The 26191-nt window shown below is 42.7% G+C and carries 21 protein-coding genes; 9 read left to right on the forward strand and 12 right to left on the reverse strand.

All coding sequences use genetic code 11. The features are described from left to right. Nucleotide 1: 1 nt before the first annotated feature. Nucleotides 2-712 (reverse strand): FadR/GntR family transcriptional regulator, encoded by a 711-nt coding sequence (locus ADA42_RS17580; protein WP_025095931.1) that lies wholly within the window; start codon nucleotides 710-712, stop codon nucleotides 2-4. Between the two features lie 442 nt (nucleotides 713-1154). Here ADA42_RS17580 and ADA42_RS17585 point away from each other — a divergent pair, with 442 nt between their 5' ends. The 5 genes from ADA42_RS17585 (at nucleotide 1155) to ADA42_RS17605 (ending at nucleotide 6153) form a co-directional block, all read left to right on the forward strand. Further along, on the forward strand, nucleotides 1155-2141 hold the full coding sequence (locus ADA42_RS17585; RefSeq protein ID WP_048766557.1) for an ABC transporter substrate-binding protein: 987 nt from the start codon (nucleotides 1155-1157) through the stop codon (nucleotides 2139-2141). Between the two features lie 52 nt (nucleotides 2142-2193). Beyond that, a complete protein-coding gene (locus ADA42_RS17590; protein ID WP_048766558.1) occupies nucleotides 2194-3012 on the forward strand; it encodes an ABC transporter ATP-binding protein in 819 nt (272 codons plus the stop codon). Continuing rightward, nucleotides 3005-3799: an ABC transporter permease gene (locus ADA42_RS17595; RefSeq protein ID WP_048766560.1), complete on the forward strand. Its 795-nt coding sequence runs from the start codon at nucleotides 3005-3007 to the stop codon at nucleotides 3797-3799. The genes ADA42_RS17590 and ADA42_RS17595 overlap by 8 nt, the downstream gene beginning before the upstream one ends. Further along, entirely contained in the window at nucleotides 3799-5232 is a 1434-nt protein-coding gene (locus tag ADA42_RS17600; RefSeq protein ID WP_048766561.1) for an amidohydrolase family protein, read from the forward strand. Before ADA42_RS17595 ends, ADA42_RS17600 begins: the two co-directional genes overlap by 1 nt. Nucleotides 5233-5364: 132 nt before the next feature. Continuing rightward, nucleotides 5365-6153: an alpha/beta fold hydrolase gene (locus ADA42_RS17605; protein WP_048766563.1), complete on the forward strand. Its 789-nt coding sequence runs from the start codon at nucleotides 5365-5367 to the stop codon at nucleotides 6151-6153. Nucleotides 6154-6239: 86 nt separating this feature from the next. Here ADA42_RS17605 and ADA42_RS17610 read toward each other — a convergent pair whose 3' ends face one another. Beyond that, nucleotides 6240-6896 carry an epoxyqueuosine reductase QueH gene (locus ADA42_RS17610; protein ID WP_025095936.1) on the reverse strand — a complete coding sequence of 219 codons (657 nt, stop codon included), beginning with the start codon at nucleotides 6894-6896 and terminating at the stop codon, nucleotides 6240-6242. A gap of 133 nt (nucleotides 6897-7029) precedes the next feature. Then, on the reverse strand, nucleotides 7030-8274 hold the full coding sequence (locus ADA42_RS17615; RefSeq protein WP_004946783.1) for a GGDEF domain-containing protein: 1245 nt from the start codon (nucleotides 8272-8274) through the stop codon (nucleotides 7030-7032). 482 nt (nucleotides 8275-8756) lie between these two features. Here ADA42_RS17615 and ADA42_RS17620 point away from each other — a divergent pair, with 482 nt between their 5' ends. Next, nucleotides 8757-9503, forward strand: a complete 747-nt coding sequence (locus tag ADA42_RS17620) for a TenA family transcriptional regulator (RefSeq protein ID WP_004937044.1) — start codon at nucleotides 8757-8759, stop codon at nucleotides 9501-9503. Here ADA42_RS17620 and ADA42_RS17625 read toward each other — a convergent pair whose 3' ends face one another. From ADA42_RS17625 to ADA42_RS17655, 7 genes are all read right to left on the reverse strand, one after another. After that, a complete protein-coding gene (locus tag ADA42_RS17625; protein WP_048766565.1) occupies nucleotides 9504-11507 on the reverse strand; it encodes an esterase/lipase family protein in 2004 nt (667 codons plus the stop codon). 144 nt (nucleotides 11508-11651) lie between these two features. Beyond that, a complete protein-coding gene (locus ADA42_RS17630; protein ID WP_048766566.1) occupies nucleotides 11652-12575 on the reverse strand; it encodes an ABUW_2363 family tetratricopeptide repeat lipoprotein in 924 nt (307 codons plus the stop codon). A gap of 109 nt (nucleotides 12576-12684) precedes the next feature. Beyond that, a complete protein-coding gene (gene cysE / locus ADA42_RS17635; protein ID WP_004937050.1) occupies nucleotides 12685-13494 on the reverse strand; it encodes a serine O-acetyltransferase in 810 nt (269 codons plus the stop codon). Next, nucleotides 13487-14335, reverse strand: a complete 849-nt coding sequence (locus tag ADA42_RS17640; protein ID WP_025095939.1) for an RNA methyltransferase — start codon at nucleotides 14333-14335, stop codon at nucleotides 13487-13489. The genes cysE and ADA42_RS17640 overlap by 8 nt, the downstream gene beginning before the upstream one ends. Nucleotides 14336-14353: 18 nt before the next feature. Continuing rightward, nucleotides 14354-17911 (reverse strand): DNA polymerase III subunit alpha, encoded by a 3558-nt coding sequence (gene dnaE, locus ADA42_RS17645; protein WP_048766568.1) that lies wholly within the window; start codon nucleotides 17909-17911, stop codon nucleotides 14354-14356. A gap of 156 nt (nucleotides 17912-18067) precedes the next feature. Continuing rightward, nucleotides 18068-19135, reverse strand: coding sequence for an asparaginase (locus ADA42_RS17650; RefSeq protein ID WP_004937056.1), 1068 nt, complete (start codon nucleotides 19133-19135; stop codon nucleotides 18068-18070). Nucleotides 19136-19480: 345 nt separating this feature from the next. Continuing rightward, complete coding sequence (locus ADA42_RS17655; RefSeq protein ID WP_004937057.1) at nucleotides 19481-20911, reverse strand: pyridoxal phosphate-dependent aminotransferase; 1431 nt, start codon at nucleotides 20909-20911, stop codon at nucleotides 19481-19483. 228 nt (nucleotides 20912-21139) lie between these two features. Between ADA42_RS17655 and msrB the strand changes: the two genes are divergently transcribed. The 3 genes from msrB (at nucleotide 21140) to ADA42_RS18630 (ending at nucleotide 22271) form a co-directional block, all read left to right on the forward strand. Beyond that, nucleotides 21140-21559 carry a peptide-methionine (R)-S-oxide reductase MsrB gene (gene msrB, locus ADA42_RS17660; protein WP_004937058.1) on the forward strand — a complete coding sequence of 140 codons (420 nt, stop codon included), beginning with the start codon at nucleotides 21140-21142 and terminating at the stop codon, nucleotides 21557-21559. After that, on the forward strand, nucleotides 21556-22044 hold the full coding sequence (locus ADA42_RS17665; protein WP_004946797.1) for a glutathione peroxidase: 489 nt from the start codon (nucleotides 21556-21558) through the stop codon (nucleotides 22042-22044). The genes msrB and ADA42_RS17665 overlap by 4 nt, the downstream gene beginning before the upstream one ends. A gap of 89 nt (nucleotides 22045-22133) precedes the next feature. Further along, a complete protein-coding gene (locus tag ADA42_RS18630; RefSeq protein ID WP_155857823.1) occupies nucleotides 22134-22271 on the forward strand; it encodes a hypothetical protein in 138 nt (45 codons plus the stop codon). 44 nt (nucleotides 22272-22315) lie between these two features. Here the strand turns inward: ADA42_RS18630 and dapC are convergent, their stop codons facing one another. Together dapC and glnD are read right to left on the reverse strand one after the other, a co-directional pair. Further along, the gene (dapC, locus tag ADA42_RS17670; protein ID WP_048766570.1) at nucleotides 22316-23485 is read right to left on the reverse strand and encodes a succinyldiaminopimelate transaminase; all 1170 of its coding nucleotides are present in this window, start codon (nucleotides 23483-23485) and stop codon (nucleotides 22316-22318) included. 22 nt (nucleotides 23486-23507) lie between these two features. Continuing rightward, nucleotides 23508-26174, reverse strand: coding sequence for a [protein-PII] uridylyltransferase (gene glnD / locus ADA42_RS17675; protein WP_025095944.1), 2667 nt, complete (start codon nucleotides 26172-26174; stop codon nucleotides 23508-23510). Nucleotides 26175-26191 lie beyond the last annotated feature (17 nt).

The following is a 26191-nucleotide window of genomic DNA, read 5'->3' on the forward strand; positions in this document are numbered from 1 at the left end:
GTTAAATAGAATGACTCGAAAAATACACACCGGCACGTTGCGCAGCACCCACAATATGTAAGCGCATGGCTTTTTCAGCGCCAGCGGCATTGCGTTGACTGAGTGCCTGTAAAATCTGTTCGTGTTCTTGAACAGTTTTATAGGCCAGATTGGGTTGTACAAACGGCAGGATCTGGCTTTGTTTCATCCAGTCAGTTTGATTTTTTAAGCTTTGAATAATGGATTGATTATTGCTCAATCCAATGATGAGCTGATGAAATAAAAAGTCATGCTCGGCAGCTTCAGTCCAGTGATGTGCTTCAATTGCAGCTTTAAGTTGCTGAAAATGCTGGTTGAGGGTTTCGATATCATGATCAGAGATATATTCACAGGCCAGAAGTGCGCTAAAGCCTTCTAAAATATAACGAAGCTGATAAAAATCTTTAAGTGAAATTTTAAACTGGATATTCCATTGCTCGACTGGCTGGCTTTCAAGCGCAGTCACATATGCACCTTTACCCGCCATAATGTTGAGCAAACCTAAGGCAGCCAAACGCGTGAGTGCTTCTCTGAGCGACGCACGGCTAATGCCAAGTTCCGAAGACAATTCGCGTTGCGAGGGCAAAGCTGACCCCACTGGATAGATTCCGTTTTGAATCCGCTCATGAATAATTTCAACCGCTTGATCGGTCACTTGAGAACTAGAGCGTTTAACGAGTGCAGTCGATTTCATAGAGCTTTGAGATTCAAGAAAATAATTGAACGAAAGATTCATTGGTATTATGCCATTTTTTGAGTTTTACTCGTTTTCCTTCAAAACATCTAGCCCAAATACTCATCAAGACAGTTAGATGCATTCATATGCTGCTTTTGTGCGCAAGTTTAGGGCAGATGTTTCATGTGATCCTATTTCGCATACAAATTTTGAGCCAGTTTTAGAGCCGATATGGTGCTCTTTTTGTTGGCATAGCTCTTGCTTAATCAGAACCTGAGTATAAGCGGTTAGTGCGATCATTCGCATGGGACATTGCTCTACAGCGCAGGCTGTTCCTCTTAGGGGGACAAGACAGATTTTTATGCTGTCTTGAGAGTATGAATGATCACACAGGTATACTCCATTCTCCCTTTGTATGAATAGCTGTTATGGCTTTCACCTATTCATCAGGGCGTTCATCATGAACAAATATCATGGTTTAGGCAAATCGCGTTTGGCTGTCGTTGCCGCATCACTTCTATTTCTTACATCTGCTCAAGCCAACGATAAACTCGTCTTACAAACCACATGGTACGCACAGGCCGAACAGGGTGGTTATTATCAGGCTTTAGCTGAAGGCATTTATAAAAAGTATGGTTTAGATGTCACCATCAAGGTAGGTGGCCCGCAAATCAATAACATGACACTGCTTTTGGCCAAGCGTGCCGATGTGATTATTAACTATGATTTACAGGTGCTCAAAGGCATTGAAAGTGGTTTCCCCATTAAAGCGATTGCTGCGCCATTTCAAGTCGATCCACAAGGACTGATTACCCATGCCGATGTAAAATCACTGTCCGATCTTAAAGGCAAAACCATTTTAGTCTCAACCAGTGGGCAAGCCAGCTGGTGGCCATGGTTACGTGGCAAATATAATCTCAACAATGCTCAAGCCCGCCCATATACTTTTAATATGCAGCCATTTTTAGCCGATAAAAATGTTGTACAACAAGCTTATGCCACCTCTGAGGTGCTACAAGCCAAAAAAGCAGAACCATCGAGTAAATTTTTCTTGTTTGCCAAAGACGGCTATCCAGCCTATGGCGGTATTTTGGTCACCCGAAATGATCTGATTCAAACCAAGCCAGAGGTTTTACAACGCTTTGTCAAAGCCTCAATGGAAGGTTGGAAAAGCTATCTGAAAAATCCTGCACCAGGCAATGCCCTCATTAAAAAAGAAAATCGGAATATGGATGATGCATTGATGGCATTTGGTGTCGCGCAAATGAAAAGCTTGGGTTTAATTGAGGGTGGAGATGCTAAAACCATGGGGATAGGCGTCATGACCGATGTCCGCTGGAGTAAAACACGAGATTTCATGGTGCAGTCCAAGTTACTTAAGCCCCAGACTCAGTGGAAATCGGCATATACCTTACAGTTTATACAGCCGAAATCCAATAAAAACTAAATATCTCATTGAGGTAGAAACATAAGCAAAACAATAATAGGGGGAACCTAACATGAATTCAGCCGTCTTCGTCTCTCAAAATCCAGAGCCACAAAATACTGTAGCACCAATGCTGATGGCGCGTGGTGTAGAAAAAGTTTATCCAAACGGCACACATGCGCTTCAACGCCTCGATGTCGATATTCAGCGTGGTGAAATCGTGTCGCTTTTAGGGCCCTCGGGCTGTGGTAAAAGTACACTTTTAAAGATGTTTGCAGATCTTGAAAAACCCAGCGCAGGGCAAGTACGCTGGCATGGTAAAACAGATCTACAGTCTCAGTGCAAAATGGCCATGGTGTTCCAAGAGGCCACTCTCATGCCGTGGGCCAATATTGCAGAGAATGTTCGGCTTCCACTCGATCTACGTCATGTACCTAAAAAAATCAGTCAGCCTAAAGTACAAGCAGCTTTAACATCGGTTGGATTAGATAATTTTGCTGCATCTTATCCAAAAGAGCTTTCTGGAGGCATGCAGATGCGTGCTTCTTTGGCCAGAGCTTTGGTGACAGAACCTGATTTATTACTCATGGATGAACCCTTTGGTGCCTTAGATGAATTTACGCGGCACCGCCTAGATCAAGATATCCGTACATTATGGGCAGAGCGAGATCTGACGGTCGTATTTGTCACACACAGCATTTATGAAGCCGTATTTTTATCTTCCCGAGTAATTGTGATGGGAGCTCGTCCGGGGCGTATTGTGGCGGATATTGCGATTGAAGGGCCGGCACAGCGTGATGACCACTTTAGAGCTTCAGAACGATTTATGACGCAGTGTGCAGAACTATCCAATATTTTGGAACAAGCAAGTGGAGGGCATCACCATGGTTAAGCCATTAATCGAACATCCACAAGTACGTCGGCTCTTGGCGCCGTTAACACTGGGTGTGTTGCTGCTGCTGGTGTGGCAAATTGCGCTTCAGCAAATGAACGTTCCGATTTATCTTATTCCCAAACCATCCGATATTGCTCATGCTTTGGTTGCACAAGCAGATTTACTGTTCGGTAGTTTATGGATCACCTTAAAAATTACATTGCTGGCGTTTGTCTGCGCCGTGCTAATTGGGACTTTGATTGCATTTTTGTTTGTACAAAGCCGGGTGATTGAGGCGTGCTTTATGCCGTATGCCATTTTATTTCAAGTTACGCCAATTGTAGCCATTGCACCTTTGGTAATTATTTGGATTCATAATACTACATTGGCTTTAGTCGTTTGTGCCATGCTGGTCGCGATTTTCCCGATTTTAACCAATACCACGTTGGGGCTACGTAGTGTCAATGCTGGGCTGTTACATCTGTTTCAAATCAATAAAGCTTCACGTTGGCAGGTACTGCTCAAGCTGCGTGTACCCAATGCATTGCCCTATTTTTTTGGCGGGCTCCGTATCTCAAGTGGCTTGGCGCTGATCGGTGCGGTAGTTTCCGAATTTGTTGCGGGTACAGGGGGCAGCAGTGCCGGATTGGCCTATCAGATTTTACAAGCCGGATTCCAGCTCGATTTGCCATTGATGTTTGCCGCATTATTTTTAATTACCTGTACGGGACTGATTCTATTTATGCTGACGTCACTGCTCAGCCGTATCTTCTTGAACAAATGGCATGAAAGCGAGCAAGTCTAATGAATTATCTGATTAAAAATATACATGCCATCATGACCGGACAAGCCAATCAACAAGCACGATCTTCTGCAACTTCAATCCGCATTTCAAATGGCGTGATTACCGAGATAGGACATTTAAGGGCCCATTCAGATGAAACTGTTTTAGATGCGCAAGATGGTGTGGTGTATCCAGCGTGGGTGAATACCCATCACCATTTATTTCAGTCTTTGCTTAAAGGTGAACCGCAGGGATTAAATCAAAATCTGACGCCTTGGCTCGCGGCAACACCTTATCGTTTTCGTGGTGCATTTGATGAAGATACCTTTCGACTCGCAAGCCGAATTGGCTTAATTGAATTGCTCCAGTCAGGCTCTGGCACAGTGGCCGATCATCATTATCTATACTGGCCAGACATGCCCTTTGATGGCGCCGAAATTTTATTTGACGAAGCGGATCGGCTAGGCATGCGATTTGTACTTTGTCGAGGCGGTGGCACACTCACCAGAGGGCTTGAAGCTGAGTTGCCACAGGCGCTTCGACCTGAAAAATTTGAACACATCATGTACGATGTTGAGCGCTTGGTACAGCGCTATCATCAAGCCCAGCCCGATGCCTATAGACGAATTGTGATGGCGCCCACCACGGCACTCCACTCAACTACACCGCAGCAACTTCGAGAAAGTGCAAAACTCGCTCGCCATTTGGGCATTCGTTTACATTCACATCTCTCTGAAACCGTTGATTATCTGGATGCGGCAAAAGCCAAATTTAATTCAACACCAGTACAGTTTTGTGCCGAGCATGACTGGGTAGGTGAGGATGTCTGGTTTGCACATTTAGTCAAGCTCTTACCCGAAGAAATCAAGATTTTGGGGCAAAGTAAAACCGGAATAGCACATTGCCCACAAAGTAATGCCCGACTGGGTAGTGGTATCGCCGATCTGGTCACGCTTGAAGCCGCAGGGATGGCCATTTCAATCGGCGTAGATGGTGCAGCATCCAATGAGGCTGCCGATATGTTGTCTGAAACACATGCAGCATGGATGCTACAGCGTGCCCGAAAAGGAATGCTGGCACAACCTAAATATGCAGGAGGTACTTTTGAAGGCGGTGCAGACGCTGCAACCATCGAAGATGTGATCCGCTGGGGTACGCAAGGCGGTGCACAGGTACTCGGGCTTCCCAACATTGGAACACTTGAGATTGGTCAACAGGCCGATCTGGTGATTTATAACCTCAATGATCCTCGATACATGGGATTACACGATCTTGCCATTGGCCCGGTAACAAGTGCCGGACAAGCCAATATTCGGTATATGCTGATTGGCGGTAAAATCGTAATGCAAAATAATCAGATTCCCGATCTAGATTTGCATGAGCTAGCCTTTGAGGCACGTCAAGCCGTCAAAAAAATACAGGTTCGTGCAGAGCAAATGGCGCTCGCATCCTAATAAGTGCTGTAAAAAACAACAGCTCTCTACGGAGGGCTTTTTTATTTGATGCGGATATGTAGTTGATGCTTGAATCCAGTTGGTCAGCCGAGCTAGTCTTATTGGTATAGCGATAAATATATGGAAATCTTTATGATATTAAACAGCCACATTGTTGAATCAGATCATGCCACAACCAATGCACCTCTTGTGCTGTTGCACGGTTTATTTGGTAGTTTGTCAAATTTAGGGGTGATTGCGCGGGCATTAAATACCAATCATAAAATTATCCAGCTCGATTTACGCAACCATGGGGCTTCTCCACACAGTGCCGAAATAAACTATGAAATTATGGCGCAGGACGTGATCGATACACTGGATGAACTGGGTATTGCTGAGTTTTCCGTGATTGGTCATTCAATGGGCGGAAAAGTCGCCATGAAAATTGCTGGATTATATCCAGAACGTATTGCGCATCTGATTGTACTTGATGTGAGTCCCGTGGCTTATGAAGGGCATCGTCATCAGGCTATTTTAAATGCACTGAACGCTGTTCGTGCTGAACCGCACGAGCTGAGCCGTAAACAAGCCACCGAAATCATGAAGCAATATATTCATGAAGATGGCGTGATTATGTTTTTGCTGAAATCGTTTAATCAAGGCCACTGGCTTTTTAATGTCGATGCGATCAAACAGCAGTATTCTCATATTGCAGGTTGGCGTCAAATTCAGCCATGGAATAAACCGATGTTGTTGATTCGTGGTGGATTATCAGAATACGTCCTGTCCGAGTATCACGATCCAATTACAGCACAGTTCCCGCAAGCAGATATCCAAAGTATTGATGGTGTAGGCCACTGGCTGCATGCAGAAAAACCCGATGTTGTAATTGAGATGATTCAGGATTTTTTACATCAGCAAGGTGAGTCACGAACGCACTGAGTTTGGTGACGTCATGACTGCTGTAAACAAAAAGACTCGAGCTTCATTGCATCGAGTCTTTTTGTTTTACCTAATTTGTTAAAGTATTATTCAGGATCAGTCGCAGAATAAAATTTAACACCGAGCTTAATCCGATCACGTCCCTGACTCATCCGCCAGCGATTGGTATCGCGTAATGAATACACACAACCACAGTATTCCTGCTGGTAAAATTCTTCGCGTTTGCTAATCTCTAACATTCGCGTTGCACCGCCATTTTTACGCCAGTTGTAATCCCAATAAGTAATTTCAGGATAATGTGAGGCAGCGCGAACACCACAGTCATTAATCTGATTCATGTCTTTCCAGCGGGAAATACCGAGCGAGCTGCTAATCACTTTAAATCCATTTTCATGCGCATACAGGGCGGTACGTTCAAAACGCATATCGAAGCACATGGTGCAGCGTATCCCTTTTTCAGGTTCATTTTCCATGCCTTTGGCACGGGCAAACCAGTTGTCGGTGTCATAGTCACAGTCGATAAAGGGAATATTGTGTTTCTCGGCAAATCGAATATTTTCCTCTTTACGAATCAGATATTCCTTAACAGGATGAATGTTAGGATTATAAAAAAAGATCGAATAATCGATACCCGATTCAAGTAGCGTTTCCATCACTTCGCCTGAACACGGTGCGCAGCAGGAATGCAGAAGCAATTTATCTGCATTGTTAGGAAGTTCAAGTTTAATTCTAGGTTTAGTCATCAAGTCGTAAAAAGTTATCGCGTTAAAGCCATATAATTTACTCGATTTCACCTTTAATAGCATGAGTTATGTGTGATAGCGTTTTAAATTGGATGGTTTTTATGCAAATGACAGATCATATAAAAACGAACAATTAAGCTCTCGATGAAGAATAATTCATCTCTACCGACACATGAATATTGGCAATCTGATACTGGTTACGACCCTTACTTTTTGCCGTGTACAGTGCATGATCTGCGCGAGAGACAAATGATGAAATACTGTCATCAACTTGCGGAATCATGGTCGCGACCCCAACACTTAAAGTCACCTGAGACGAAATATCGCTTGAGGGATGTTGAATATCGATCTTACGAATTACATTCATGAGGCGTTTGACCTGAATGAGTGCTTCAGATTCATTGGTCATTGGAAACAACAATAGAAATTCTTCACCGCCATAACGTGCAGCTAAATCGCCACTTCGTGAAGTGAGTGACGTTAAGGCCTTGGCAATTTCACGTAAACATTCGTCGCCTTTGATATGCCCCAACGAATCATTATACGATTTAAAAAAATCCAGATCGATCATCATGATGGTGATGGGCATACTGTGTCGAACCGCACGGCGCCATTCTTTTTCAAGCACTTCATCTAGATATCGTCTGTTGGCTAAGCCAGTGAGTGAATCTTGCTGTGAAAGTGTTTCCAGTAATTCGGCCTGTTTAACCAGTTTGAGCCGATTGAGTTCAATAACGCAGTCACTTAAAAAATTTTCACGATGCTGACGATCGGTAAAGTAGGCCAGCGCCATACCTAAGAAGCTGCTAAAGGTATACGTGCGATTTAAGTAAGTCCAATCAATCGAGATGTTTGAATTAATACTAATCGTAAAACCAATTAACCCACCGACCCAACCTGCAAACAGGGCAGTATAAAAACGAAGACCAACAAAGCCGTAAATAATAATCACGGCATACATCATTGATGCATGCAGTAAGGCATTGTTTTGACCGCCTTCTAGAATATTAATGAGCGTAAATGTGATGGCAACAGCGGCAGTCGAACCGAGGCAAACATAGTAATCGAACCATTTATCAAACGATTTAAAAAAAGAGAGCAGCCAGGCACTGGTAATAATTACACCAACCCAAGCATAATTAATCAGCCAGAGTTTAATTTCAGATTGTGGAAGAACCTGAAAAATACCAAAGCTGAGTAAACTATATAAAATGAGAATAATCGGTGCACGAAAACGAAACTCATGGGCAGCTGCTTGTCGATATTGAGTGCGATAAACTTGTTCAAGTGTTTTAGGAAACCAGACAAAATTTAAGCCACGCGATAAAAGTAAGTCTATCTGCTCCTGACTTAAAATATTTGAGCCTTGTAACTTCATCGGCAGATCTCACTGTCTTAACGCAATCTCAAAATATTTTTTTAAAAGTGATTTGGATTTAAATATTGTATTCAAGTCATAATTATCATACGTTGAAATTTTAAGGATGAAAAGTAATATCTATTTTTTATATAAAACTTTATAAAACAACACGTTATTAAAATAATGATTTATTTGTAAAAATGTGAAATATAAATGTGAATGATTTAAAAATGATAATTGGTCATCATTTTAAATAATATTAATTCATTATAATTTGATAAATTGTGTATTAAATCACATTATTATAAAAATTGATCTTTATTTAAATATCGCTTAATAATTATAAAAAATAGTCAATTAAAATGAGATTTAATTCACACAAATGATTTGAAGACGTCTAGAAAAGTGATAAAAAATACAGTATTTTTCTAAATTGTATATTGTATTATCAATGCAGCATAAATGAGTTCACTGGACGAAACAGTAACAGGATTTTAAGAATGAGTGCTTATACAAAAGGAACAGCTTTAGAAATAACGTCGCATAGTCCATGGGCTCAGCAATTTTGGGACGAACTCATTCCGTATAAAGATCGCGTAAGCCAGCATCCTTTATTTCAAAACATGGCCAGCGGACAATTGAGTCTGGACTGCTTTCGTTCGGCCTTGCTTAATTTTTATCCTTTGGTCGCGCATTTTCCTTCTTACATGGCGCTGGGGTTGTCTAAAGCGATTGATTTTTCTGCTCAGGGTGTGACTGAAACCCGCAATTGGCTGATTCAAAACATTAAAGTGGAAGAACGACACCTAAATTGGTATCAAGACTGGGCAGGAGGCTTTGGTTTGAGCATTGATCAACTCAATCAAGTTCGTCCCCCAGTCGCCATGAATGCAGTCAATCATTTTTTATGGCATACCAATACCACGGGTTCTTTAGCTGAGTGCCTTGCAGCAACCAATCTGGCGATTGAATGGGCGACAGGTGATTGGTCAGTTCAGGTCTATAAAGGTATACATGCATATATTGATCACCCAGAAGTGAATATCAATAAACGTTCTCTGGCATGGCTACGTGCGCATGCGCATTACGATGATTTACATCCCTATGAAGCCATGGAACTCATCAAGCGATTGTGTGCAGATCAACCAGAATTGCAGCAAAAAGCTTTTCTTGCTGCAAAAGAAGGACTTGAATACTATGCATTGGCACTTGATGAGTGCTACAAACTGCAATCTAAAACCGCGTAATTACTTGATTTGATGCTGCTGAAGGTGCAAGCGCAGAATCCGACGTAACTCAAGCAATGCTTCTGGTGTTTCCTGAATTGAATGCCCGCCTTTAATAATTTTTTCAGATACAGCGCCGTCAAGATGGGCGCTGCTATACGGAACGATACCATCTGTAATTTGATCAGGTTCCTGACTTTTAGTGATGTTGCCCATAATTGAGTGAAACACGTAGCCTTTTGGTGGCACAACATCTTTAGTCAGTGCAATAAATTTAGATTTGTGGCTTAAATCACTTGGACCATTTTGAATGAGTCCACCGTTGATGCCATTGGTTAGGTCCTTGGCCTGATCGGTCGCATCGTTGGTGAGGGTGTCGGTCAGTGCGCCTAAAAAAGAGCTGGGCAGGCGAATAATTTTACGTGCTGCTAAAGTAAACCATCGGTCTGCATAATCTGTACCCCGGTGAGGTGCAGACATAAAAATTGCGCGGTCAAAATTTTCAATGGGTTGAATTTTAAAGCGGTTCAAAACATTTTGATCTCGCTTAAACCGTTGACGTTGATTGGTATTTAGCATCTTAAAGGCTTTATCTGATAAATCAGCCTTACTCACCAGTAATCGGCTAATAATGCCTCCCATACTATGACCAATCAGTACCGCATTGTGGTCTGCTGCATCTTGAGGGTCAAGTCCATCAAATGCCTGCTGTAACAACGCATAAATTTGATAACGGCTTTCCAAAATTGGCATATTGGTCGAGTAAAAAATTTGCCAGACTTGATAATGCTCGCGTAGTACACGATCACCCATAATATCGTTGGTGAGCCCAATCCATGCCTCAGGGCTACTGGCCAATCCATGTACCAATACAATAATTTTTTTATTGGGATTATACGGTTCGAGCTTATACAGATGCGGCATGCTTAAACGTTGATCGCGATCCAATAAGCTTAAATAAGCCAAAATTCCAAGATTATTTTCCGCCAGCCATAAACCATAAGGTGCCGAAAAATTTGCTGCTAAGGGGTAGCTTTTCCCCGCGACCTTAATATTTTCAGTATTGTACGGATCATAAACTTTAATCACAAATTGAGGATTATTTAAAATCTGGTCGACATTCTTGGGCTTGATCTGAGGCTCGACCACAAGTGTAACTGCCAGATAGCGCGCGTCGTGAATATTTGGATTTTGTCCACTCTTAAAGTTGTAATGTAGCGGGTCGACAATATATTTTGAAGATTCTTTACGATTTGATGGCGGGAAAACTGCAACAAACTCTGATCCAAAACCATCTCGGCGATTAATTGTGCGAAGCCCTGAAAAGTTCAGGTTATAACTCGAAATAAACTTCTCAAGAGGTTGCTTTGCAAGTTGTGGAAAATCATTAAAATTAATACGGTAAGTATTGTCACCGAGTTGAATCTGGGTTTGTACTTGTTTTTGTGGATTGCGAAGACCATACAACGTCACTTGTTTCGCAATGGCTTGATTATAAAAATCTCGAATTTGAACTTGGCGGTTATCGAATATTCGATCTTGCGGTTTTCTTTGTGTCAAAAATAAATAGGCATAACTATAGCGAATGCTTTTATCGAGCATATTCATTTGACGATCTAAACAGTTATTTTCCTGATTCGACAAATTTAGTTTTGTATTTGATTTAGCTGTTGAAGAAGGTGTTTTACAATCCGACGAGCGTTCAAGTTGCATCGATTTAGCCAGATAAATTTCGCTTGCGGCAGACAGAAATTGCTCTTCACCAATTTGTGAAATAGTTTTGAGCTCTGCAATACATGCATCGGGGTCGTTTGTACAAACATTTGCTTCTCGGCCCGACATCGACAAGACATTCAGACTCGCCTCACTCAATGCATCTTGCATCAGAATACTATTGCGCTCATTGGCAATAGTAATATTTAACGCTTGCTGCTTTACGCTCACCACTTGGCAACCACTGAGTAAGAGGGTGAGGCTTAAACTCAGTAGGCTAAGTCCTTTTAGCAATGATGGATTCGATCTCATAGCAAATAGTTCTTTTTAGATATGGTGAGTCGGCACATCATAATATGTGCAATCAATCTGGATCAAACTGAAGTACAGGGTTCTAAGAAACAACCATAAAAATAGGCTGTTGGTCAGCCTATTTTTATATACAAGAGTGAAGTGTTACTTCGGTGCAACTGCCGGGTTGGTCATGACTTGCCACACATTCCAGCGACCTTGCTTTTCGATCTCTGTAACTAAACGATCTGCAACCTCAGCTTCGTCTGGATATTTGATTTTGTAATTTTTGAGCGTTTGGACTGCATTTTTCTTTTGCTCCATTGCAATATAGTTATTTGCACTGACCAAATACGCTTCCTGTACGCCGCCTTTCATGGCTTTTTCCAAATATGGCATTGCTTCACGTTGACCACCACCTTCAGATAAACCAAAACCAAACCAGAAATTGGCTTCTGGATCATTTGGATTCATTTTGAGTAAACGTTGAGCATAAGTCAGTGATTTGGTGGTATAAGCAGAACCTAAATCGAGGTTACGGCCAAGCACACTGGCTTTAAATGCACGAATCAAAACATCAAATGAAGCATCTGGATTGGCTGCCAAAGTATCAAGTTGCGCTGAAACCTGCTTTAACTTGCTTTCATAACCACGACGCTCCTGACGATCGGTAAAACGTGGTGGATAATGGCGAGCTTTACCTTCAACAAGCTGGATAAAGTCATCAATTTCGGTGACATCCAGTTCATTTTCACCAGCCAATGCGGCATATTTCATGCTACGCGTATTATTTTTAATTGTTGGAACAATCAGTTTATTGACATCGAGCACGATCGTTTGTGTCGGATCATCCGAACGTTTTACCACCATTTTTGTTACAGGTTGAGCTGCTGCTTCTTTAAGTGCAACTTCAAATGCAGGAGGTGCATCGTAGTTAAATGGATTTAATGAATAAAATGGCGGCGAAATATCCGGCTCGGTGAACACGTAAGGTTGTGTGCTTTGCTTATTTTCTTTGACAGGAAGAGGGCTACATGCGGTTAAAACTGAAGCTGCTAACATGGTGTATGCCAAAGGCTTAAACATCATAGAGTCATCCGTAAAATTGTTGTATGAATAAAAGATCGTTGTGCAGCCAGTCTAAGAAAACCTGAGCAAACATGCAATGAGTGCCGTGTTACAGTATTAAACTAAATGGTCAAGCATCGCTCATCTTATGCTGTGCTTCACATTCACGTCGGACTTCTTCAATAATTTTAAGCTCTTCATCGCTAAATGGATGCTGATCATAGTTTTGTTTTTTAAACGTCGGATCAAGTGCAGTCAATCGCTTGCATAAAGTATTCATACGCACTTCATTTTGCTGAATACGGTCAAGCAGTACTTTCATACCTTCGAGTAAAGGATCGGTCTGGTCGCGAGTGGCTGCATAAGGTTCAAATCCAATACTTTGCGCATAGCTTTCACGGCGCATTTCTTCGGCATTTTTATCCAGATCTTTTTGAATAAATCGCGCTGCACTGCCTACAGCAGTCACACCCGCAGGAACAGGCTTGGTCACAACAGCATTTGAACCAATTTTCGCGCCTTTACCAATGATCAATGGCCCTAAAATTTTTGCGCCGGCACCGACCACTACACCATCTTCAAGCGTCGGGTGACGCTTGCCTTTATTCCAAGTTGTACCGCCAAGCGTTACGCCATGATACAGCGTGACATCATCGCCAATTTCGGCAGTTTCACCAATCACAACACCCATGCCATGGTCGATAAAAAAGCGACGACCAATTTTGGCACCAGGATGAATCTCAATTCCTGTCGCAAATCGGCTCAGAGAAGACAGCGCACGCGCAGAGCCTTTCAAGTCTTTTTTCCAGAGCTCATGTGCAACCCGATGCATGATCAGTGCATGAATACCCGGATAAGTCGTCAAAACTTCCAAGGTATTTCGTGCTGCCGGATCACGCGCAAATACGGCTTGAATGTCTTCTTTAAGCTGTTTAAACATGGGGCTGATCCTCATCCTGTTGTGTTTTTTTCCATTTGCCCTGACTGAGTGCTTGCACGCGGCTAAATACACCACGTAACAAATGATACTCCATTCGGTCGAGTTGAATACGACCAAACAAACGGCGCATACGAAGTGGAAGCAAACGCGGATTTTGTGGATCTAAAAATTCGATGTCGACCAGCATTTTTTCAAAATGAGGATAAAATTCTTCCATTTGCTGATGAGTGACCAGTGGCTCATCCCAGTCCATTGCGACACCTTCTGCAACCTGCATTTGCGCATTTGTCGTTTCAGGGGATGATGTGGTGACTCGTTCGAGTGCGGCCATTCGCATTTCATAGCACACCACTTGAATGGCTTGCGCTACGTTTAACACGCCATAGTCGGTATTGACCGGAATCGTGAGGTGATAATTTGCCAATGCCAGCTCTTCATTGGTCAGACCGCGATCTTCACGACCAAATACAATCGCAACTTGCTGTTGTTTATTCACCACGGCATCTATCGATAATTCAGCAGCCGGGCGTACATCGAGCAGTGGCCAAGGAATGGTTCTGCTACGCGCACTGGTTCCAAATACAATATGACAATCTCGAATGGCATCTTCAAGCGTATCCACAATCTGAATTTGCTCGATCAGATCTTGTGCACCTGCGGCAAGGGCATCGATATCGGGATGTGGATAGGTTTTGGGTGCAACCAATACCAGTTTTGACAGTCCCATGGTTTTCATTGCACGTAACGCACTTCCAATATTGGCTGGAAGCGTGGTATTGACCATCACAATTCGTACATGCGCCAATGATTGATTCACCAACGCATTGTCAGCATTATTCATAAAGTATCCGATTCAAATTTAAGAGTATTGAGAGACTTCTGCGTGATACAGATCCATTGCTTCATCCATCGACAGATCTTGCGGTGGGGCAATATTCGCTTTTACTGGCTCTGCCGCTTTGGCTGCTTTTGACTTCACCTGATATTCAATGTAAATCGCTTCTTTACCAAAATAATCGCGCAGTTTCACCAGTAGTTCGTCTAGTGGCGCAACCTTCCAGTTTTGCCCAAGCTGCACTTCTGCACTTGCGTAAGGCTGATCGATACACATGATGACAGGAATATGCTGGCACATATCAATATTACAATAAGGCAAAAGAATCTGTTGCAGATCGCGCGCTAAAGCAGGGGTCATCAAGTCGTCTGTTGGCTGGATGCGAATATGATTGGCACGTTTTTGACGAATTTCATTCAGACTAAATGCTTTGGTCAAGCGTGCCATCGGGCGGTCGAAGCCTTCGCGTTCGTAAATTTCGCCTTCAATCACCACCACTTGCTCAATTGCGACAATCTCTTTGAAGCGTTGAAAACGTTCATGGTTACAACTGACTTCAACTCGCGCAGTTCCGTCATCGAGCGTAACAACAATGCGGTTCGGGAAGTTGGCAACGTCGAGTACCAGTCCAGCAAAGACCGTAGTGACTCCACGACGCGTAGGTGTCAGTTCATTTAGTTTAGCTGGAATAAACGATTTTAATTCGGTACGATAAACATCAATCGGGTGACCGGTCAGATACAAGCCCAAAGTGTCTTTTTCACCTTTTAAGCGAACTTCGTCTGACCACGGTTTAACAGGTTTGGCAGGTTTGCGCTGAACTTCTTCAACTTCACCAAACAAATCCATAATACCAGTTTCACGGTTTTGGCGTGCTTGCTCCGCGGCCTGAACAGCCTCAGGCAACTGTGCCATGAGCGTTGATCGTTCAATTTGAAGACAGTCGAGAGCACCGGCACGAATCAGCGCTTCAAGTGTACGCTTATTAATTTTTTTCAAATCGATGCGGTGGCAAAAATCGAATAAGTCGGTATATGGACCTTGCTTAATACGTGAGTCAATCACCGATTGCATTGCTTGTTCGCCCACACCTTTAATGGCACCTAAACCATACACAATGGTGCGTTCATCACTGGCATGAAAATGATACAGCGACATATTTACAGAAGGTGGCATGACTTCAAGTGCGTTATTACGACAGTCATCAATCAAAAATACGATACTGTCGGTATTTTGCATTTCCGACGACAAAACCGCCGCCATAAATTCGGCAGGATAATGCGCTTTTAACCAAGCGGTATGATAGGCCACCAAGGCATAGGCAGCAGCATGCGATTTGTTAAAGCCATAGCCTGCAAACTTTTCCATATAGTCAAAAATATGGTTGGCTGTGGCTTCATCAATATCTTTTTGTGCAGCACCTTCAATGAAGATTTTACGCTGCTTGACCATTTCTTCAGGTTTCTTTTTACCCATGGCGCGGCGGAGCAAATCTGCGCCACCGAGCGTGTATCCCGCACAAAACTGTGCAGCCTGCATTACCTGTTCCTGATACACCATAATGCCATAGGTCGGTTCGAGCACACTTTCAAGTAATGGATGCAAATACTCAAATTCACCGCCGTGCATCCGGTGAATAAAGTCGGGAATCAGATCCATCGGGCCCGGACGGTAAAGCGATACGAAGGCAATAATTTCTTCAAATTTACTCGGTCGCGCTTCCTTCAGCATTTTTTTCATGCCGACGGATTCAAACTGAAACACCGCAGTCGTATTGGCGTTGGCGAACACTAAGTAGGCATCTTTATCGTCTAAAGGCACATTGGCAATTTCAAGCGGTGTCTCAAACTGGATGCGCTTATTGATATTTTGCACCGCATCTTCAATTACGGTCAGGTTTCGCAAGCCCAAAAAGTCGAATTTGACCAGACCGGCTGCCTCAACGTCATCTTTATCGTATTGTGCAACGCGGTTTGTACCATCGGCATCGCATAGGACTGCCGAGTAATCGGTAATTTTTCCGGGTGCAATCACCACACCACCGGCGTGTTTACCTGTATTGCGCGTGATACCTTCAAGCTTGAGTGCCATTTCCCAAATTTCACTGGCATCGTCATAGTCCGGATTGGACGGGTTGGTGACGATGTCTTTGAGTTGTGGCTCCATGTCGATGGCCGTCGCCAGATCCACCCCGAGCGGTTTGGTAGGCACCATTTTTGAAATACGATCGGCCAAACCGTACGATTTACCCAGTACGCGCGCAACATCTCGAATCGCGCCTTTGGCCGCCATCGTACCGAATGTCGCAATTTGCGATACTGCTTCTCGTCCATAGGTGCGAGAGACGTAATCAATTACTCGGTCTCGCCCTGCAATACAAAAGTCGACGTCAAAGTCGGGCATTGAAACTCGTTCTGGGTTCAAGAAACGCTCGAAGAGCAAATCGTAACGAAGTGGATCCAGATCGGTAATTTTTAAACTATACGCCACCAATGAGCCTGCACCAGAACCACGGCCCGGGCCAACCGGAACACCATTACTTTTGGCCCATTGAATAAAGTCCATCACGATAAGGAAGTAACCCGGAAATCCCATTTTAAGGATAATGCCCACTTCATACTCAATACGTTCATCGTAAGGTTTACGAATTTCAGGCCAGTCTTCATCGCGCATCTCTACGGGATACAAATGATTAAGGCGCTCTTCAAGACCTACTTTAGACAAATGCTCAAAATAGGTGTCGATGGTAAAACCATCTGGAATTGGATAATCTGGAAGGAAGTAAGTTCCAAGCTGTAGCGAAACATTACAGCGCTGCGCAATGTAATAAGTATTTTCAAGTGCACTTGGGATATCTGAAAAGAGTTCCACCATGTCGGCGGTGGTTTTAAAATATTGCTCGGGGCTGTAAATTCGGGGTCTGCGGTTATCAGCAAGTACGTAACCATCTGCAATACAGACGCGTGCTTCGTGTGCATCAAAATCATCACGCTCAATAAAATGAATATCATTATGCGCGACGACACCAACATGATACTTGGCCGCCAATTTAACCGCTTCACCAATATAATCTTCTTCACCCGGACGATCAGTGCGAGTTAAAGCCAAATAAACACGATTGCCAAATTTTTCTTGCCAGGCTTCAAGCAGCGGCTCTGCTTTTTGTGGATTGGACGAACACAACATTTTGCCAACATCGCTGTTTTGTCCGAGCAATACAATAATGTCGTGATGTTGTTCCAAGATCCATTCTTTTTGAACACAAGGAATGCTGAGTTGCTGGCCTTCGATATGACCACGTGACACAATTTCGGTTAAGCCTTTCCAGCCTTCATTGGTCATGGCGAGCAAGGTAACTCGTTGGTCGGGCTCATTGAGCCGAACCACACTACCTAAGATCGGTTTGATGCCTTTACTTAAACACGAGGTGTAAAACTTCACGGCCGCATGTAAGTTAGATAAGTCTGTGAGCGCCAAAGCAGGCATATTGTCTTTGACAGCAGCTTTGATGAGATCAGGTATGCGAACAATCGATTCAGTAATCGAAAATTCTGAATGAATACCAAGATGAACAAACTGCATAAACCTATCCTTAACACGACCGCCAAATATTCTAACACGCTCTGTCTGAGACAGTTGTCTAATATTTTGGCATTAAAACATCTTCGTAAAGACAAATCAGATTATAAAATAAAAAAACCGATGTATAGACATCGGTTTTTTTGAGGCTAATTGCGCTTAGTATTGCCAGAACATACGCTGAATTTCTTTTGCGTCATTGGTTTTGGTCAGTGCAAGTGCAGTTAGCAGACGTGCTTTTTGTGGATTTAAGTCATGTGCAACCACCCAGCCGTATTTGTCGTCTGGTTGTTCAGCATTACGTAGTACAAAGCCTTGCGGTACACGTGATGAACGTACCACTTGAATGCCTTGCTCATCATGCAATTGCTTTAATGTTGGCACAATATAGTTACCTACAGAGCCATTACCTGTACCCGCATTTACAATTCCTTTTACACCAGCCTTGGCATAGGCAAGGTAAGCATCTGGAATCATTGAGTCAGAACCATATACGATTTGAACCAAAGGTAACTGGTCGCCTTTAATATTTTCGATATTAAATTCTGAAGCATTAGTATGGCGCTTAACAGAACTTCTAAACCAGTAAGGCTTACCTTCAACCAGTGTACCCAAAGCACCCCATTGGCTGCCAAAAGCATTGGTATGAATGTTGATTGCTTTGGTTACATCACGTGCAGCAAAGATCGAATCATTCATCATGACTAAAACGCCTTTGTTTTTTGCTTCATCAGATGAAGCTAGAGCAACTGCGCTATAAAGATTGAGCGGACCATCAGCAGAAAGTGCTGTAGATGGACGCATTGAGCCAACCAGTACAATCGGCTTGTCTGTATGAATGACTAAATTCAAAAAGAATGCAGTTTCTTCTAGCGTGTCCGTACCATGCGTAATGACGATACCGTTTACAGATGGCTTTTTGACAAGATCATTCACTTGGCGAGCAAGGGAGAGTAGTTCTTTATCGGTAATGCTTTCAGAAGCAATTTGTAGCGCCTGAACACCAGTGACATTTGCTAAATCTTTGATTTGCGGCACTGCATTGATGAGTGCATCGACTGGGACTTTTGCTGCTGTATATGTTGCGCTATTGGTTGAGCTTGCGCCAGCGCCTGCTATCGTTCCACCTGTTGCAACGACCACTACATTATTTTTTGCATATAGTGATACAGATGCTGCAAGAAGCGTTAATCCTAAACCGAATGATTTAATAGCCTTATTAATCATTTATGACAATCCTGTGTTTTGATCTTCCATCGAATAGCAATGTCTATGCCAGACATTTCGGCTATTATTTGAATTTTGATCAATTAAAGCATTGGCATTTTATTTTTTAAATTAAATTAAAAGAACGCATTAATTTTAACGAGAAATACATGAATCTTATCTATGCTATTTCGAGCGTACTGATAAAAATAAAGTGAAAAAACAAAGTATTTAGTCTACAAAAAGTATTTTTGCACCAAATTGGAATGTTGTTGCTTTATCTTGGTGCGTAAATGGCTTTTTTATAAACCGTATAAAAAATAAAAAAGCAATGTCGAACTTCGACATTGCTTTAAATTTTCTTAATTAACGACGATTTGCTAAAAAACGAGATAGACGGGTAATTGCTTCTCTTAACTCATTTTCTGCAGGCAAGAATACCAGACGGAAATGGTCAGGAGTCGGCCAGTTAAAACCGGTACCTTGAACCAGTAGTACTTTCTCTGCACGAAGAAAGTCTAGCATCAGTTGTTCATCGTCTTCTACGGGATACATGTTTGGATCGAGTTTTGGGAAGCAATACATGGCACCTTCCGGTTTTACACAACTCACACCCGGAATTTCATTGAGCATTTCCCACGCAATATTGCGTTGTTCGTATAAACGACCACTCGGGCGAATCAAGTCGTTAATCGATTGATAGCCCCCTAGCGCAGTTTGAATGGCATATTGTGCCTGATGGTTGGCACACAAGCGCATTGAGGCCAGCATGTCTAGTCCTTCAATATAATCTTTCGCGCGTGATTTATCGCCTGTAATAGCCATCCACCCTGAACGATAGCCCGCAACACGATAAGATTTTGATAAGCCGTTAAATGAAATGCACAACTGATCGCCAGCAAGTGCAGCAACAGACACATGCTCAATGCCATCGTAAACGATTTTATCGTAGATTTCGTCTGCAAATAAAATCAGGTCATATTTTTTTGCTAATGCCACAATTTGTGCCAAAACATGACGTGGATAAACTGAACCTGTCGGGTTGTTTGGATTGATAATCACAATACCACGTGTATTGGGTGTGATTTTACTTTCCATGTCGGCAAGATCAGGATACCAGCTATTTTCTTCATCACATTTATAGTGAATGGCGGTTCCTCCTGAAAGGTTTACCGCAGCGGTCCAAAGTGGATAGTCTGGCATAGGCACGAGCATTTCATCGCCGTCGTCGAGCAAGCCTTGCATAGCCATGACAATCAGTTCTGATACGCCGTTGCCGACATAGACATCGTTGACATGCATATCACGGATGCCTTTTTGCTGATAATACTGGCAAATGGCTTTACGTGCAGGGAAGATGCCTTTTGAGTCGGTGTAACCAATCGCATTAGGTAAATTTAGTGCGACATCATTAATAATTTCTTGTGGTGCTTCAAATCCAAACGGAGCAGGATTGCCAATATTGAGCTTAATAATTTTATGTCCTTGTTCTTCCATTTCATTGGCCGCTCGTAACACAGGACCACGAATGTCGTAGCATACATGCTCGAGCTTAGAAGACTTTTTAATTTCTCGTGGGGTTTGGGTCGTGTTCGTCATTTTGAGGGTCTCAGAAGGAGGAGGGTTCACTTTTGCATAACGATATAAATAGCTTTTAAATGTTTCAGTTGTAACCAAATCAAGATCATGCTGGTCTTTGAGTAAAGTCACAATTTTTTCATGCGTATAACCGAGCTGTTGATATTGTTTAATCACAGGCAGTAGGTTTTTAAAAATAACGCTCTTTTTTTGAGACATTTTTTTATCCTTAGCAAGAATGGACAAAGATTAACATGTATTTTGCTTACAATGAAGCATTGGTTACATAACTACTGCTTACTTAAAAAATAATATTGCTTACTTTTTGCTTTTGGTTCAATTATACGTGTTTTGTAAATTGTGCATGAAACACTAGAAATTTTAGATTGAATGACGTAAATATAAGATTATCCTATTTTAAACAGCAAAATAGCTAGGGAAACTATCATGGGAAAACTCAACAAAACAGAACGAGAATGGCAAAGAGAGTTATCACCAGAAGAGTACCGAATCACGCGACAAAAGGGCACTGAGCCTGCTTTTACAGGTCAGTACTGGAATACAAAGCAATCGGGTACCTATGTATGTCGTTGCTGCGGTGCAGAATTATTCTCTTCAATCACTAAATATGATAGTGGCTGTGGCTGGCCAAGTTTTTATAAACCGATTAACACCACCGCAATAGAGGAGCATGACGATTTATCGCATGGAATGGTTCGAACAGAGATTGTTTGTCATCACTGCGACGCTCATTTAGGGCATGTTTTTGAAGATGGACCACAGCCGACAGGATTGCGATATTGCGTAAATTCGGCGTCATTACAATTAAAAACCGACGAGAAGAATGATGAGGAAACTTATCCATGACCAACCTTTATCAATTTGAAGCAGATTTACTTGAGGGAGAGACGAAGTCACTTGCCGATTATCAGGGCAAAGTACTTTTAATCGTAAATACTGCAAGCAAATGTGGTTTTACGCCACAATTTGCTGGTTTAGAAAAAATTTATGAAAAATACAAAGAACAGGGTTTTGAAGTTTTAGGTTTTCCATGCAACCAGTTTGGAGGGCAAGATCCAGGTTCAAATCAGGAAATTGGCTCATTTTGTCAACGCAATTATGGCGTAAGCTTCCCGATGTTTGCCAAGGTTGATGTTAAAGGTCCAGAAGCACATGCGATTTTTCGCTATCTTACCCGTGAAGCAAAAGGGATTTTGGGCAGCGAAAATATCAAATGGAACTTTACTAAGTTTCTTGTTAGCCGTGACGGGAAGGTGTTGAATCGTTATGCACCAACCACAAAACCAGAAAGCCTAGAAGAAGATATTGAGAAAGCTTTGGGTAATGCATAAGTTTAATGCTTGGCTTTTTTAATGTTGAGTCATTCAGGTAATCTGTTCTGGTCAGATGCTCGCATGCCTTATGTGGAAACGCGTAAGGCATGTACCAGTCGAATTTGCTACAATGGGCATCGGTAGGTTTGTACGACAATATCAATAGCAGTTCCAATACCAATAATGGTTATTTGGTTGCCGGATTGCCACGTACATTTATGCTCAGTGCAAGTTTTGATTTCTAAGAAAAAAGCCTCCCAATAGAGAGGCTTTTTTTAAGCTTGATTGATTATAAAATTTTCTTTAATCGTGCCACAACTTGTTCACATTGTGCCAGATCTGCGACCAATGCCATACGTACATGATTTTCACCCGGATTACCTGTTGCAGTATCACGCGAAAGATAACGACCTGGCAAAACCTTGATGTGGGCTTTTTCCATCAGCATTTTGGCAAAGGCTTCATCGTTATCGACTTGCAACCAGTAATAAAAACCCGCATCAGGCTTTTGAAGCGGTAGCAAACCGCCTAATTCTGACTGAAACATGTCGAATTTCGCGCGATATTGCTGGCGGTTTTCTTCAACATGTACTTCATCGTTCCATGCGTAAATAGAAGCCAATTGATGTTGAACCGGCATTGCCGCACCATGATAGGTACGGAACTGTAAATAAGGCTTGAGCAATGCTGCATCACCCGCCACAAAACCAGAGCGCATACCCGGTAAATTTGAACGCTTGGATAACGAATGGAAAACGATACAGTTTTTATAGTCATCGCGCCCAATTTCGGCACATACTTCCAATAAGCCGACAGGTGGCTGGTCAAACCAGAGTTCTGAGTAGCATTCATCTGATGCAATCACAAAATTATACTGATCGGACAGTTCAATCAGTTTTTTAAATTTCTCTTTTGAGAGTACTGCACCTGTTGGATTTCCAGGTGTACACACAAACAGCAAAGCTGTTTTTTCCCACACTTCGGCAGGAACGGCATCAAAGTCACCTAAATAGTCATTTTCTGCTGTACAGTTGATGAAATACGGTTTTGCGCCGGCAAGTAATGCTGCACCCTCATAAATTTGATAAAAAGGATTAGGCATGACCACATAAGGTGCTTCGTCACGATTGATCAGCGCCTGTACAAAAGAAAAAATTCCTTCGCGTGTACCTGTGACCGGTAAAATCTGTGAGTCTGCACTGATCTGGTTTAGTTTAAAACGACGCTGTAGCCAATTTGCAATACTGTCACGTAGCTCTGGCAAACCTTTACTGTTTGGATAGGTTGAAAGATGATTAAAATGTTCCACGATTGCTTGTTTTACAAAAGCTGGTGCAGGATGTTTTGGCTCCCCAATCGATAATGGAATTAAAGGGAGGTCTGCGGGCGTAATATCCTTAAAAAGGGCATTCAGCTTTTCAAATGGGTAAGGGTGCAGTAAAGACAAGCTAGCGTTCATGAAACAGTTACCAGTAAAAATATTAATGTTGAATCGCGATTTGGCTCGAAGCCTCATCTAGTGCAGATTTTAGTTGCGCTGCAAACAGAGTGGCTTCATCGGTAGTCATCGGTTGGCCATCTTTTTTGGTGACAAAGAAAATATCCTCAGCGCGTTCACCCAGTGTCGCAATCTTTGCTGAATGAATATCTAATCCTTGCATCATAAACAAGCCACCTACACGAGCCAATAAGCCCGGCTGGTCAAGCGTTGAGATTTCCACCATATTTTGTTGCAGTGCTTCATTGAGTGTGACATCTACTGTATTTTCAATGTCAAAATGGCGTAATTGACGCGGAATACGGCGCTGCATTAGTCCAGGATACTTGTCAGATTGACTCAGTGCCTGCACCAAAGCCGATTTTACAGTGTGCTCCCGGTCTGGATCGGTGAGCAGGGTGCCAAAACGATCTAAGACCAAGTAAGTATCTAAACTAAATGCTTTGGTGGCAGTAATAATCCGTGCATCTTGTACATCCAGATTCATACGATCTAACACCGCCACAGTGGTGGCAAAAAGGTTAGGTTTATCTTGTGTATAAATAAAGATTTGTACCGCGTCTTGTGCAGATTGGCGGTGTGCACGAAGCAACACCAGTGGTGCGGAGTTATCGCCGTGAAGTAAAATAGCACGCGTATGCCACGCGATTTCATCTGCTGACTCTTTGAGGAAGTATTCATCACCAAGCTCTTGCCAGACCCGTTCGACTGCATCAAGTGAAAACTCATTGACCAGTATTTCACTCGCAGTAAACTTGGTGTCTTCAATCAGCATTTGATAGTCGACTGGGCGGCCCAAACCTGAACGAATCACATCACGTGAATACGTGTATAACTGACGCATTAATGAGGCGCGCCAAGTATTCCAAAGCTTTGGATTGGTGGCATTAATATCAGCGACGGTAAGTGTATATAAGTAGTCAAGATGTTCCATGTCACCGAGTTTTTCAGCAAACTCTTTGATGACATCTGGATCTGAAATATCTTTTTTCTGTGCAGTGAGCGACATTAACAAGTGGTTTTGAATCAACCATGCGACCAGTTTGCATTCACGTTCGGTGAAACCATGCGCTCGGCAAAATTCGATCGCATCTTCTGCACCCAATTCACTATGATCACCGCCGCGGCCCTTGGCGATATCGTGAAAAATAGCAGCCAGATAGACAATATCACGACGTGCCAAACGCTGGAATACGGAGCTTACCACTGGAAAGTGCTGTGCAAATTCAGTTTCTTTGAATCGATTAAGATTACGAATCAACAATAAAGTATGCGCATCGACCGTATAGATATGAAATAGGTCGTACTGCATGAGGCCCATGATTTGACCAAACGCAGGAATATAATTACCTAAAATTCCATAACGTTTCATATCGACCAGTGTGTCGTATAGGCGGTATGGCGAGCGGATAATGGCCATAAATAGGGCTTGATGCGCTGGATTGTCTCGAAATTCTTGATCAATACGCTTTGCGGCCATAATTAATAAGCGCAAGGTTCGCGCACGAATTCCTTCAATTTCTGGACGATTGGCCAGCAAATAGAAAAGCTCTAAAATAGCACTCGGATTCTCAGAAAAAACTTTATGATGCTGAACGGCAAGTTTTTTGTCTACGAGCTTAAAATTTTCATTAATTTCTTCGATTTTACGCTCGTAATTGGGAAGTCGAGGCGTAATGACTGATTCATTAAAATAAGCCAATAGCATTTCATTGAGTGTAGAAATTTGCTGGGCAGTGCGGTAGTACCGCTTCATAAATTGTTCAACCGCATAGTTGGCTGGCTGACCGTCAAGGCGGGTATATCCAAATTTGGCTGCAATTTCACGCTGATGATCAAACAGTAGCCGGTTTTCATCACGTTTGCTGAGTCGGTGCAAGTGATGACGGATTTCCCATAAAAAGCTTTCTGCTTCCTCAAGAATCTTGAGTTCGTACTCGGTAATAAAGCCTAAATGCACCAAATCATAGATCCGATTCACACGGAAATGGCGTTTTGCGATCCATCCAATTTGATTCATATCGCGAATGCCACCAGGTGCATTTTTAATATCAGGCTCAAGGTTGCTTTCGGTGTTATTGTGCTGGGCATGCCGTTTTGCTTGCTCTGCCATTTTGGCATCGAAGAAGGTTTTGTCGGTCCAAGTTTGTGAAACAATTCGGCGGGGCCATTTAGCTAAATCTGGATTGCCGGTAATAAGTCGCGCTTCAATCAGCGTGGTTGCAACGGTCAGATCATTGGTGGCCTGTTCAACGCAGTTTTGAATAGTACGAACGCTGGTGCCGGGTTTAAAATTTCCTACATCCCAAAGCGATGAAATAAATGTCGAGATCTGTTTTTCTAGCTCTGGATCAATTTCATCTTCTGCCAAAATCATGATGTCGACATCGGAGTAGGGCAGCATTTCCTTTCGGCCATAGCCACCCACTGCAAAAAGCCCCAAACGTGATTGATCAAGTCCGGCATGTTTCCACAAAAATATCAGGGCTTCATCAATCAGATTAGATCGTGCAATGACGACATCACGAATGGAGTGTCCATTTTCATAATACTCCTGAATCTGCTGTTCGACATCTGCACGCCATTGATTAATTGCCTTGATATCGTGATGACTGGTGACATAATCCAGCAGCGGTGAAGTAATAATCATAAAAATGGACTCATATT

The organism is Acinetobacter sp. 243_ASPC (assembly GCF_001054715.1).
GTDB classification, from domain to species: domain Bacteria; phylum Pseudomonadota; class Gammaproteobacteria; order Pseudomonadales; family Moraxellaceae; genus Acinetobacter; species Acinetobacter soli.